The sequence below is a fragment of the Mesorhizobium dulcispinae genome (assembly GCF_033977345.1).
In the GTDB taxonomy this organism is placed as follows: domain Bacteria; phylum Pseudomonadota; class Alphaproteobacteria; order Rhizobiales; family Rhizobiaceae; genus Mesorhizobium; species Mesorhizobium dulcispinae.
The window spans coordinates 574,542-586,598 of record NZ_JAVIIY010000001.1; the positions used below are offsets into that span (position 1 = coordinate 574,542).

Annotated in this window: 13 protein-coding genes; 8 read left to right on the top strand and 5 right to left on the bottom strand. The window is 63.9% G+C overall.

All coding sequences use genetic code 11. The annotated features are described in order from the left end of the window. Positions 1–61 precede the first annotated feature (61 nt). The gene (locus tag RFN30_RS02565) at positions 62–2,098 is read right to left on the bottom strand and encodes a lytic transglycosylase domain-containing protein (RefSeq protein WP_320260561.1); all 2,037 of its coding nucleotides are present in this window, start codon (positions 2,096–2,098) and stop codon (positions 62–64) included. A gap of 236 nt (positions 2,099–2,334) precedes the next feature. Here RFN30_RS02565 and dapA point away from each other — a divergent pair, with 236 nt between their 5' ends. From dapA to RFN30_RS02580, 3 genes are all read left to right on the top strand, one after another. Beyond that, a complete protein-coding gene (dapA, locus tag RFN30_RS02570) occupies positions 2,335–3,216 on the top strand; it encodes a 4-hydroxy-tetrahydrodipicolinate synthase (protein ID WP_320260562.1) in 882 nt (293 codons plus the stop codon). Between the two features lie 25 nt (positions 3,217–3,241). Beyond that, a complete protein-coding gene (gene smpB / locus RFN30_RS02575) occupies positions 3,242–3,721 on the top strand; it encodes an SsrA-binding protein SmpB (RefSeq protein ID WP_041002108.1) in 480 nt (159 codons plus the stop codon). A 96-nt stretch (positions 3,722–3,817) separates the two neighbouring features. Next, positions 3,818–4,552 carry a glycoside hydrolase family 25 protein gene (locus RFN30_RS02580; RefSeq protein WP_320260563.1) on the top strand — a complete coding sequence of 245 codons (735 nt, stop codon included), beginning with the start codon at positions 3,818–3,820 and terminating at the stop codon, positions 4,550–4,552. 43 nt (positions 4,553–4,595) lie between these two features. Here RFN30_RS02580 and RFN30_RS02585 read toward each other — a convergent pair whose 3' ends face one another. Next, a complete protein-coding gene (locus RFN30_RS02585; RefSeq protein WP_320260564.1) occupies positions 4,596–5,501 on the bottom strand; it encodes a DMT family transporter in 906 nt (301 codons plus the stop codon). 149 nt (positions 5,502–5,650) lie between these two features. Here RFN30_RS02585 and RFN30_RS02590 point away from each other — a divergent pair, with 149 nt between their 5' ends. After that, on the top strand, positions 5,651–6,124 hold the full coding sequence (locus RFN30_RS02590; RefSeq protein ID WP_320260565.1) for an Lrp/AsnC family transcriptional regulator: 474 nt from the start codon (positions 5,651–5,653) through the stop codon (positions 6,122–6,124). Between the two features lie 18 nt (positions 6,125–6,142). Here the strand turns inward: RFN30_RS02590 and RFN30_RS02595 are convergent, their stop codons facing one another. Together RFN30_RS02595 and RFN30_RS02600 are read right to left on the bottom strand one after the other, a co-directional pair. Further along, positions 6,143–6,814 (bottom strand): uracil-DNA glycosylase, encoded by a 672-nt coding sequence (locus tag RFN30_RS02595; protein ID WP_430694707.1) that lies wholly within the window; start codon positions 6,812–6,814, stop codon positions 6,143–6,145. After that, positions 6,811–7,392, bottom strand: a complete 582-nt coding sequence (locus RFN30_RS02600) for a LabA-like NYN domain-containing protein (protein ID WP_066997475.1) — start codon at positions 7,390–7,392, stop codon at positions 6,811–6,813. Before RFN30_RS02600 ends, RFN30_RS02595 begins: the two co-directional genes overlap by 4 nt. 296 nt (positions 7,393–7,688) lie before the next feature. On the opposite strand from RFN30_RS02600, the gene rpoZ reads away from it, so the two are divergent. From rpoZ to RFN30_RS02620, 4 genes are all read left to right on the top strand, one after another. Beyond that, positions 7,689–8,090 carry a DNA-directed RNA polymerase subunit omega gene (gene rpoZ, locus RFN30_RS02605; protein WP_040972027.1) on the top strand — a complete coding sequence of 134 codons (402 nt, stop codon included), beginning with the start codon at positions 7,689–7,691 and terminating at the stop codon, positions 8,088–8,090. A 125-nt stretch (positions 8,091–8,215) separates the two neighbouring features. After that, positions 8,216–10,444 (top strand): RelA/SpoT family protein, encoded by a 2,229-nt coding sequence (locus RFN30_RS02610; protein ID WP_320260567.1) that lies wholly within the window; start codon positions 8,216–8,218, stop codon positions 10,442–10,444. A gap of 26 nt (positions 10,445–10,470) precedes the next feature. Continuing rightward, positions 10,471–11,049, top strand: coding sequence for an orotate phosphoribosyltransferase (pyrE, locus tag RFN30_RS02615; RefSeq protein WP_320260568.1), 579 nt, complete (start codon positions 10,471–10,473; stop codon positions 11,047–11,049). 75 nt (positions 11,050–11,124) lie between these two features. Beyond that, complete coding sequence (locus RFN30_RS02620) at positions 11,125–11,505, top strand: VOC family protein (RefSeq protein ID WP_320260569.1); 381 nt, start codon at positions 11,125–11,127, stop codon at positions 11,503–11,505. On the opposite strand, the gene RFN30_RS02625 is transcribed toward RFN30_RS02620, so the two are convergent. Continuing rightward, positions 11,502–12,044: a GNAT family N-acetyltransferase gene (locus RFN30_RS02625; protein ID WP_320260570.1), complete on the bottom strand. Its 543-nt coding sequence runs from the start codon at positions 12,042–12,044 to the stop codon at positions 11,502–11,504. The genes RFN30_RS02620 and RFN30_RS02625 overlap by 4 nt on opposite strands. Between the last annotated feature and the right edge of the window lie 13 nt (positions 12,045–12,057).

Here is a 12,057-nt window from a genome sequence, read left to right on the forward strand (position 1 = left end):
ACTCGATCGAACGAAGTTGAGCGCTCTGCCTTCACAACAAGGCAATCACACTGAGGCTTCCTCAACTCCGCCCGTTCACCAGATCTCCGACGATGTCGTACTTCCCTGAAATGCGCATCTTGTAGACCTCGTAATTCTCCATCACGCGCTGTACGTAACTTCTTGTTTCCGTGTAGGGAATCCGCTCGATCCAGTCGACGACGGCGTCCACGTCCTTGCCGCGCGGGTCGCCGTATTTCGCCACCCACTGGGCGGCGCGGTTGGGGCCGGCATTGTAGCCGGCGAAGGTCAGCACGTAGGAGCCGTTGAAGCGGTCGAGCTGCTCGCCGAGGAAGGCTGAACCAAGCGTCGCGTTGTAGCCGGCGTCGGTCGTCAGCCGCGCCTGCGAGAAGGCCATGCCGGCCTTCTTCGCAAGTTGCTTGGCGGTGCCCGGCATCAATTGCAGAAGGCCGCGCGCGCCGGCGCTGGAAATCGCGCCGATATTGAACTCGCTTTCCTGGCGGGCGATGGCATAGGCGAGCGCCTTGCCGGAGCCCGAGATATTGGCCGAATCGGGGATGACGCCGAGCGGATGCGACAGCGCGCCGACATCGATGCCGCGCTGCGCGGCGATCTTGCCGACCTTGAGCGCCATGAAATGATTGTCCTGCTTTTCAGCGAGTACCGCCAGCAGCGCAAGCTCGCCCGGACTGGTCAGTTGCCCCGCAAGATCGCGGTAAAGCGTTTCGGCGTAGCGGTCATAGCCTGCTTCCTGCAGCCGCTTGATCGCGCTCACCGCTTCGCGGCCCTCGAAGCTTTGGCGGTCCGCGGCGCTCGGTTTCGGATAGACGATGTTCAGGGTCCTGAGGCCCACGCGCTCGCCGGCGAGCTGGCCATAGAAGGTGGTGCCATAGCTGGCTGCTCGCGTGAAATAGTCCTTGGCGCTGCCCGGACCGCCGACTTCCGCGGCACGGCCGAGCCAGTAATAGGCGCGCGACAGCGACACCGGCCCTTGGGCGAGCTCGGCGATGTGTGAAAAATGCGAGGCGGCCGTTGCCGGATCGTTCAGGCCGCGCAACGCATACCAGCCGGCATGGAACTCGGCTTCGGTGGCGCTGGCCGGGCTTTCGGCCGCGTGCATGGAAGCGATCTTGTAGGCGGTCTTCATGTCGCCCTGGTCGACCAGTTCGCGCGAAAGGACTCGCCGCTCCACCCACCAGGCGTCGGGATCGACCAGCGCATCTCGGTCGGTCGGCGCCTTCATCAGAACCGCCGCGGCATCGGCAAACTTCTGCTGCTTGCGCAGATATTCGGCCTCGGCGAAGAAATAGCCGGCCGAACGCTGCGCCGCGGGCACAGCCTTCAACAACTTCGCGGCGTTTTTGTCGCCCTTGTCGGCGGCCGCCCACGCGTCGGCCAGCTGTTGTGCTCCGGCAAGACCGGCGACACGCAGCGCCGAGGATGGCCGCTCGGCATAGAACATGCGCTCCATGCGGTAGCGGTGGTCGGCCGCCGGGATCAGCGCGCCGAATTCCTTGATGATGGCGGTTTCGTCCTTCGCCTCCAGCCTCTCTGTGCGCCAGAAGGGCACCAGCACCGCGCGCGCCGCCGCGGCATTGCCCAGCGCCACCTGCGAGCGAGCGAGGATCATCACGCCTTCAGGCGTCAGCGGCTGGCTGCGGCCGAAGGCCTGCACCACGACCTGCGGCGGCGGATTCTCGCGATAGAGCGCGCGCTCGCTGTTCTTGCGCAGCGCGATCGTGCCCGGCCATCCGGGCAGCATCTTGGCCGCATCGGCGATCTCGCCGCTCGGCACCTGGTCGCCGCCATAGAGCGCGATCGCCCAGGCCAGGATATGCCGGTCGAGCGAGGTGGCGGGCAGCGTGTCGCGCGCATTGCGGGCGCCGGCGATGTTATTGGCAGCCAGCGCGTCGAGGCCGCTCTTCAATTGGGCGATGCCGGTTGGGGAGGGCGGCGTCTCGCCTGGGGCCTGCAGCGCCTCGGGGACGGGGATCGCCGCCGTCATACGCACGTCTACGCTGCCGCCGATCGCCATCCCCGGCATCAGCGCGACGACCGCGCCAAGAAGCGCGAAGAGATGAGGCCGCCTCGTCGGCATTATTCTATCCTGGCACACTGTCAGCAGGCAGGGATCTCGAAGGCCCGTTCCCGAGCCTAGACTTAGCTCGTGAAAGGCGCGTAAACAAAAGGTTATCGAGGCCGTTCGAATTGCCCCCCTGCTGGCACTATGGCGATGCTTGCCGCTGAACCATGTCGAGACTATGGTGCGCGGCTTCGCTTTCGGTTAGAAGGCGCGCAAATAAACCCGACAAAGTTCCAAGGAGTTTGGACAATATGCTGAGAGGCTCGCTGACCGCGCTCGTCACACCGTTCGAAAAGAGCGGGCGTTTCGACGAGAAAGCCTTTCGCGCTTTTGTCGAATGGCAGATCGCCGAGGGCACCAAGGGCCTCGTTCCGGTCGGCACCACCGGCGAGTCGCCGACGCTTTCGCATGACGAGCATCGCCATGTCGTGAAGGTCTGCATCGAGGTTGCCAAGGGCAGGGTTCCGGTGGTGGCCGGCGCCGGCTCCAACAACACCGAGGAAGCCGTCGGTCTGGTGCAATATGCCGAAAAGGCAGGCGCTGACGCCGCCCTTGTCGTCACGCCTTACTACAACAAGCCGACCCAGCGCGGCCTTTACGAGCATTTCGCCGCTGTCGCCCGGGCGACCAAGCTGCCGATCATCATCTACAACATCCCGCCGCGCTCGGTGATCGACATGACGCCGGAGACGATGGGCAGGCTGCGCCACGACTTCAAGAACATTGTCGGCGTCAAGGATGCGACCGGCAAGGTCGAGCGCGTGTCCGAGCAGCGCATGACCTGCGGCAAGGATTTCATCCAGCTCTCCGGCGAGGATGCCTCCGCGCTTGGCTTCAACGCGCATGGCGGCGTCGGCTGTATTTCGGTGACCTCGAATGTCGCGCCGCGCCTTTGCGCCGAGTTCCAGGAGGCGACCCTTTCGGGCGACAGCGCCAAGGCGCTCGACCTGCAGGATCGCTTGCTGCCGCTGCACAAGGCGATCTTCACGGAGCCGGGCGTGTCCGGCGCCAAATATGCGCTGTCGAAGCTGGGCAAGGTCGAGAACGTGGTCCGTTCGCCGCTGGTGACGGTCGAAGCTTCGACCGCCGAGAAGCTCGACGCCGCGCTGAAGCATGCCGGCTTGATAAATTAGGGATGAGGCGCCACCTCTCCGCATTATGAATCAAGTCAAGAAAGCCGATCCCAACAACAGGACGGTCGCCGAAAACCGCAAGGCGCGCTTTTCCTACGAGGTGCTCGACACGATCGAGACCGGCCTGGTGCTGACCGGCACCGAGGTCAAGTCGCTGCGCCAGGGCCAGGCCAACATCCAGGAGAGCTACGCCTCGGCCGAAGGCGGCGAAATCTGGCTGATCAATTCCTATTTGCCGGAATACCTGCAGGCCAACCGCTTCAACCATGAGCCGCGCCGGCGCCGCAAGCTGCTCGTCAGCAAGCGCGAGATGGCGAAGCTCTCGCAGAGCGTCGAGCGCGAAGGCATGACGCTGGTGCCGCTGAAAATTTATTTCAACGATCGCGGCCGCGCCAAGCTCTTGCTGGCTATCGCCCGCGGTAAGAAGCTGCACGACAAGCGCGAGACGGAAAAGCAGCGCGACTGGTCGCGCGAGAAGGGACGGCTCCTCAAGGAGCGCGGGTAAAGCAATTCCAGGAAAAGTCTGCATCGGTTTTCCATCCAGAATTGCGTGAACACGAATCGGCAATATCCAGGCAAGGCGGGCAGGGGGAGCCAGGGCTTGAGGAACCGCTTGATCGTCGTGGCCCTGGCTTTCGTCTCTCTGGCGCTTGCCATCTGGGCGGAGGGTTTTTTCCGGCCCCGCGCTTTCCCGCCGGATCGCGGCGAATTCCCCATAAGGGGCATCGACGTCTCGCATCACCAGGGCAGGATCGACTGGCCGCGCGTCGCGGCCGACGATGTCGCCTTCGCCATCATCAAGGCGACCGAGGGCGGCGACCACGTCGACGATACTTTTGCCGAAAATTTGCGCCAGGCCCGCGCGGCGGGCCTCGCCGTCGGCGCCTATCATTTCTTCACCTTCTGCCGCCCGGGCGCCGACCAGGCCAAGAACTTCATCTCGGTCGTGCCGCGCGGCGAGCAACTTTTGCCGCCGGTGGTCGACATCGAGTTCCACGGCAATTGTCCGCGACGCCCTTCGCCCGCCGAGCTGAACGCCGAACTCCTTGCATTCCTGGGCCCGGTCGAGACAGCCTATGGCAAGCCGGCCATCATCTACATCACCGACGAGATGGCGCCGACCTATGCCGCTCATATCGCGGTTCGCCAGCGCTGGCTGCGCTCCCTGCGGGGGCCGCTGAACGAAGACGAATGGGTCTATTGGCAATACCTCGACAAGGGCCGTGTCGACGGCATCGACGGCGATGTCGACCTGAACGTTCTGAAGGGCGGGCCGGCGAGGCTTACCGAACTGTTTGCGCCGGCGCCTGAATCTAGCGCTTCGGGAACGCCGTGATTGGCTGGACGGGTTTGTTCCACCGCTTGCCGCTCGCGGCGCCTCACGGCAGGGCGGCTTTGGCCATGGGTTTGGCGAAAGCTGACAATGCCATGCCTGCCGCCATGATTGCGATGGCAGCGAACTGGACGTTTGTCGGCGTCTCACCGAGCACGGCTACGCCGACGATGACGGCCACGATCGGCACGCAGGGCATGAACAGCGATGCTGCCTGCGATCCCAACTGCCGGACGATAAAGGTGTAGAGAAACATGGCGGCCGCGCCTGCCAGAAATCCCTGGATGACGATCTGGCTGGCGATTTCGGCGGCCGGCGCTGCATGAAGGCCGGTCGGCGCAAATAGGTAGACAAGCGGCAGCGGCAGGCATGACAGAAGCACGACGCTGGCGGTCGCCGTCACCGGATCGACGCGCCATCGCCGCACGAGCACGGCGTAGCTGGCAAACATCGCACCAGATCCGATGAACAAGAGATCGCCGAAGAACACGTCCGTCATGCCGAAGCCTGCATGCGCCGGCGAAATGAACAGCATCAGGCCGGCAATGATCCCAACGACGCCGATGGTTCGTTGGCGCGAGGCTTTGTCGGTGGTCGCGATTTGCGACAGCAGGAACGAGAAGAAGACAATCGACGCCGGACAGAGCGCAGCGCCATGCGCGGCAGGCGCATAGGTCAGCCCCCAATTGATGATGATCGGATATGGCAATCCGGCCAGTGTCGCAAGCGCCAGGGCGCGCTTCCAACCCAACAACTGCATCGCTGCCATGCCGCTTCGACAGGCGATCGGCAGCAAGACCATGCCGGCGCCGACGAAACGCAGCGTTGCCAGATCGGTCGACGTCAGATGTTGCCTGAGACTGAAGCGGGCGGCAACAAATTGCACGGCGTAGATGCCGATCATGGCCAAGCCCGCGATGATCGCCAGCCTCGTATTGCGGTCCCGTGCCATCTTCGCACCTGCCTGTCTTCTCGCCGGACGAAGCAGAAACGGGCTCGGCTTCGCTTGGTAAAGCACAGGCTATTGCCGAAAAAACCGAGATGAAATACGCTGTTTTCGCAAGACTTAAGTGAGATTCACCAACTAAAGGCGTTTTTGGTGTGAATCCTGAAGAAGGCGATCTCGACAATATCGACCGCAGCCTCCTTCGGCTGCTGCAGGAGGACGGGCGGCGCACGACTCTCGATCTCGCAGCCCGAGTCGGCCTTTCGCCAACCGGCGCCAGCCAGCGGGTGAAGCGACTGTTTCGTGAGGGCTTCATCACCGCGGTCAGGGCCGTGCTCGATCCGCGAAAGATCGGCCGCGGCACCCTCGTGTTCATCGAGGTGCGGCTCGACCACACTGCACCTCATATTTTCGATCGCTTCGCCGAGGCCGTGATCAGGGCGCCCGAGGTTCTGGAATGCCACATGGTCGTCGGCGGCTTCGACTATCTGGTGAAGGCTCGTATTTCGGAAATGGGCGCCTATCAGGATTTTCTGAAGCGAGTCATCCTGCCGCTGCCGGGGGTAAAGGAGACGCACACCTATGCCTCGATCGGCGACGTCAAGCCCGACGCGCTGTTGCCGGTATGAACCCGGCCGGCTGTCCCGTCAGCCTTGCAGGAACGCCGCGATTTCCTTGAAGACGTTGACGAACATCTCTTCGGTCAGCACGCCTGTGTTGGTGTTGTAGCGCGAGCAGTGATAGCTGGAGAACAGCGTGATGCCGCCGGCCTCCTGGCGTCCGCCGTGGCGGAACGGAAGGGCGGCGACGCGCCCGCCCAGCGCCCGCACGGTCGACTGATGCGCGATCGAGCCAAGCGTCAGGATGGCGCGCAGATTGGCAAAGCGCGCGATGGTCGGTTTGAGGAAGGTGCGGCAGGTGGCGATCTCGGCGCCGACCGGCTTGTTCTCCGGCGGCACGCAGCGCACGGCATTGGTGATCGCGGTGCCTACGAGCTCTAGCCCGTCATCGGGCCTGGCCTTGAACTCGCCGCGCGCCAGGCCTTCAGCAATCAGCGTGCCGTAGAGCAGGTCGCCGGCATAGTCGCCGGTGAAGGGACGCCCGGTGCGGTTGGCGCCACGCAGGCCGGGCGCCAGCCCGACGATCAGCAGTCTGACGGCATCCTCGCCCTCCGGCGGCAGGAAGGTCGGCACCGGCGCGTTGAACCAGCCCGGCTCGCGCTCGCGCCAGGCGGCGATGAAGTCGTGCAGCCGCGGGCAGAGCGGACAGTCACGGCCGGGTTCGGGGGAGGGCGCGGCGCTCAAGGTCGCCGCTCTCAATAATCGTCTTCGTCGGCTTCAGCCGGCTCCGGCCGGCGCACCGGCCGCTCCGATGGATCGCGGCCGACTTCGTTCTTTAGCGTCATCAGGTCGATGAAATGGTCGGCCTGACGGCGCAGATCGTCGGAGATCATCGGCGGCTGCGAGGCCATCGTCGAGATGATCGATACCTTGCGGCCACGACGCTGCAGCGCCTCGACCAGCGTACGGAAGTCGCCGTCGCCGGAGAAGATGACATAGTGGTCGACGACATCGGCAAGCTCCAGCGCATCGACGGTCAGCTCGATATCCATGTTGCCTTTGATCTTGCGGCGGCCGGTCGAGTCGGTGAACTCCTTGGCGGGCTTGGTCACCACCTTGAAGCCGTTATAGTCCAGCCAGTCGATCAGCGGCCGGATCGAGGAATATTCCTGATCCTCGACCAGCGCGGTGTAGTAATAGGCCCTGAGCAGGTAGCCGCGCTTCTGGAAGCTCGACAGAAGCTTGCGGTAGTCGATGTCGAAGCCCAGCGCCCGCGAGGTGGCGTAGAGATTGGCGCCGTCGATGAAAAGGGCGATCTTTTCACGAGGATCGAACATTGAAAAATATCCCTTTTCAAAAATTTCTGTCGTCTAAATGGACGCGACGGGCAGGCCCGGTAATGGTCCCTCTTGCCGTCTCATCCGAGATAACGCCAGATTTATGGATATCCAAGGGCGAGGAGGCGCATTGCAAGCAATTGTGATCGGCACTATGTGCGTGAGGTGAAGCCCGGTATTGAGCCGGGCAAGGGTTCATGCTTCAGCGTTGCCGCCATAAAGCTTGTATTTCGGCGGCGTCCTTGTTATGGAGCCCGCCAGTTTTCCATCAAATCCACGCATGAAAGGGGCAGTCCATGGCCCGCGTAACCGTTGAAGATTGTATCGACAAGGTCGACAACCGTTTCGAGCTCGTGCTGCTTGCCGGCCACCGTGCCCGCCAGATCAGCCAGGGCGCGCAGATCACCGTTCCTCGCGACAATGACAAGAATCCCGTCATTGCACTGCGCGAGATCGCCGAGGAGACGCTGTCGCCCGACGACCTCAAGGAAGACCTGATCCACTCGCTGCAGAAGCATGTCGAGGTCGACGAGCCGGAGGCCGACGGCGAGGCGATCGCCGATCAGACCGGCGCCGCCACCGCCGCCGCAGACACCGACGATGCCGAAGAGAACATCGCCTTCGACCGGATGAGCGAGGAAGACCTGCTCGCCGGCATCGAGGGTCTGGTGCCGCCGGAAAAGAGCGACGACTACTAAGTTCTTCCGAAGGTTGCTGGATCAAGCATCCGGCACTTCCGTATCGTCACTTTCGTGGCTATCTATGGGATGCGTCGCACCTAGGTGCGGCGCATCAATCATTTCAGCACCGCGAGATCCCGCCCATGATGCGTCAGTATGAGCTTGTCGAGCGCGTGCAGCGCTACAAGCCTGACGTCAACGAGGCGCTGCTCAACAAGGCCTATGTCTACGCCATGCAGAAGCATGGCCACCAGAAGCGCGCCTCGGGCGATCCCTATTTTTCGCATCCGCTGGAAGTCGCCGCCATCCTCACCGAGATGCACATGGACGAGGCGACCATCGCGGTTGCCCTTTTGCACGACACGATCGAGGACACGACCGCGACCCGGGCCGAGATCGATGAATTGTTCGGCCCCGAAATGGGCAAGCTGGTCGAGGGCCTGACCAAGCTGAAGAAGCTCGACCTCGTTTCCAAGAAGGCCGAGCAGGCGGAGAACCTGCGCAAGCTGCTGCTCGCGATCTCCGAGGATATCCGCGTTCTCCTGGTCAAGCTCGCCGACCGCCTGCACAACATGCGCACGCTCGACCATATGCCCGAGTCCAAGCGCCTGCGCATTGCCGAGGAGACGATGGACATCTATGCGCCGCTCGCCGGCCGCATGGGCATGCAAGGCATGCGTGAGGAACTGGAAGAGATCGCCTTCCACTATATCAATCCGGAGGCCTATCGCGCCGTCACTGCCAGGCTGGCTGAAATCTTCGAGCGCAACAAAGGCGTGCTGGACGAGATCGAGAAGGCGCTGTCGGGCCTGTTCGAAAAGCATGCGATCAAAGCCAGTGTCAAAAGCCGGCAGAAGAAGCCGTGGTCGGTGTTCCGCAAGATGGAAGCCAAGGCGCTTTCCTTCGAGCAGCTCTCCGACATCTTCGGCTTCCGCGTCGTCGTCGACACGGTCGAGGACTGCTACCGCGCGCTCGGCGCCATCCACACCACCTGGTCGATGGTGCCCGGCCGCTTCAAGGACTACATCTCGACGCCGAAGCAGAACGACTACCGCTCGATCCACACCACCATCGTCGGTCCGTCGCGCCAGCGCGTCGAACTGCAGATCCGCACCCGCGAGATGAACAAGATCGCCGAATACGGTGTCGCCGCGCACTCGATCTACAAGGATACCGGCGGAAAGACGAATGGCGCCGCGCACGCGATCTCCAAGGAGACCAACGCCTATGCCTGGCTGCGCCGCACCATCGAGCAGCTGGCCGAAGGCGATAACCCCGAGGATTTCCTGGAAAACACCAAGCTGGAGCTGTTCCAGGACCAGGTGTTCTGCTTCACGCCCAAGGGCATGCTGATCGCGCTGCCGCGCGGCGCCACCCCAATCGACTTCGCATACGCCGTCCACACCGATGTCGGCGACACCTGCGTCGGTGCCAAGGTCAACGGCCGCATCATGCCGCTGATGACGGAATTGAAGAACGGCGACGAGGTCGAGATCATCCGCTCCAAGGCGCAGGTGCCGCCCGCCGCCTGGGAATCGGTTGTCGTCACCGGCAAGGCGCGCGCCGCCATCCGCCGCGCCACCAAGAACGCCATCCGCAAGCAATATTCCGGGCTCGGCGCTCGCATCCTCGAACGCGCCTTCGAACGCGCCGGCAAGAACTTCACCAAGGAAAGCCTGAAGCCGGTGCTGCACCGGCTGGCGCGCAAGGACATCGAGGACGTGCTGGCCTCCGTCGGGCGCGGCGAGCTTGCCTCGACCGACGTCATGAAGGCGGTCTTCCCCGACTACAAGGACGAGCGCGTCACGGTCGCGGCGCCCAAGCAGCGCGAGGAGGGCTGGTCGAAGATCCGCAACGCCGCCGGCATGCTGTTCCAGATGCCCGGCCGCGCCGCACGCAAGGGCAAGGACCAGCAGCGCGACGGCGCGGTGCCGATCCGCGGCGTGCGCGGCGATCTGCCTGTGCGCTTCGCGCCGGAAGGGGCGGTGCCCGGCGACCGCATCGTCGGCATCATCCAGCCGGGAACCGGCATCACCATCTATCCGATCCAGTCGCCGGCCCTGCAGGCCTTCGACGACCAGCCCGAGCGCTGGATCGACGTGCGCTGGGACATCGACGAGAGCACCAAGGAGCGCTTCCCGGCCCGCATCTCGGTCACCGCCATCAATGCGCCGGGATCGCTCGCCGACATCGCCCAGGTCGTCGCGTCCAACGACGCCAACATCCACACGCTGTCGATGGTGCGAACCGCGCCCGATTTCACCGAGATGCTGATCGACCTCGAGGTCTGGGATCTGAAGCATCTCAACCGGCTGCTGTCGCAGCTGAAGGACAATTCGAGCGTCAGCGATGCGCGGCGCGTGAACGGTTAAACGATGAACGATGAATGGGGAAAGGGATGAACACCGAAGAAGTGCTGGGCATATTCCGCGAGGCCGGCGCGGTTCTCGAAGGTCATTTCATTCTCACGTCCGGCCTGCGCAGCCCGGTCTTCCTGCAGAAGGCGCGCGTCTTCATGCATCCCGACAAGACCGAGCGCCTGTGCAAGGCGCTGGCCGAGAAGATCCGAAAAGCTGTGCCGGGCAGGATCGACTACGTCGTCGGCCCGGCCGTCGGCGGCCTGATCCCGGCTTACGAGACCTCGCGCCATCTCGGCGCGCCGGCGATCTGGGTCGAGCGGGAAGGGGGCGAGTTCAGGCTGCGCCGCTTCGAGATCGACAAGGGATCGCGCGTCGTCATCGTCGAGGACATCGTCACCACTGGTCTTTCGATTCGTGAGACCATCGAATGCCTGCGCGAAATCGGCGCCGAGGTGGTGGCGGCGGCCTGCATCATCGACCGCTCGGCCGGCAAGACCGATGTCGGAGTGCCGCTGATCGCGCTCGCCGAATATGAGGTCCCGGCCTATCCGCCGGACCGCCTGCCGCCGGAACTTGCCGCCATTCCAGCCGTCAAGCCCGGCAGTCGCAACATCTGAAGTCGCCATGCGCAAAAACAACCACTTGAGCGCGCTGTTTGAATCTCTTCGTCAGTGGCGTGCAGCGGGGTCGCGATGATCGCCGGCATCGATCATGTCGTGCTGACGGTCCGCTCGGTCGAAGCGACCTGCGACTTCTACCAGCGCGTGCTGGGCATGCGGCGGCTCGATGAACCGAACCGGCCGACCGCGCTTTTGTTCGGGACGCAGAAGATCAATCTGCACGAGGTCGGCCGCACCTTCGAGCCGAAGGCAAAGGCGCCGACGCCGGGCTCCGGCGATTTCTGCCTCGTCACGGCGGTGCCTCTTGCCGATATCCGCGCCAGCCTCGCGGCCAACGGCGTGGCGATCGAAGTCGGTCCCGTCGAGCGCATCGGCGCCCGCGGCAGGATGATGTCGGTCTATTTCCGCGATCCCGACGGCAATCTGGTCGAGGTCAGCGAGTATCCGGCTTAAGAGCGGCTCAGATCGAGCCGCATGGCGCAGCGCCGCTCGGCCGGCATGCCGTGTTCGGCCTCGTCATTGAGCAGGCCGGCAAGGCGCTGGTCGATCTCGGTGCCTTCCAGAATGCGAAATCCGAACTTGCGGTAGAAAGGCCCATTCCAGGCGACGTCGCGAAATGTGGTCAGCGTCACCGCCGCCAGACAGCGGCGCCTGGCGTCCTCGATCGCCCGTTCAAGCAGGGCGCGGCCGATGCCGGAGCCTTGCCGGTCGAGGCGCACGTCGAGCTCCCAGATGTGCAGCGCACCGCCTTCGATCCCGGCGCTCAGGAAGCCGACGGGCTTGTCCTGGTCGTCGGCGGCAACCCAGCATGCGCCTTCGGCGATCAGCGCGCGATGCCGCTCGGCGCTCACATTGTCTCCATCGGCAAGCCAGGCGAGGTCCGGGACGGTGCGGAACGCCAGCCCGGCGGACTGCTCGATCTCCGGCAATGCTTCGGCGTCGTCGGCCCGTGCCGGTCGAATGGCGATCATCGGCGTCGCATCCCGGTTCATTTCCTCAGTTTCG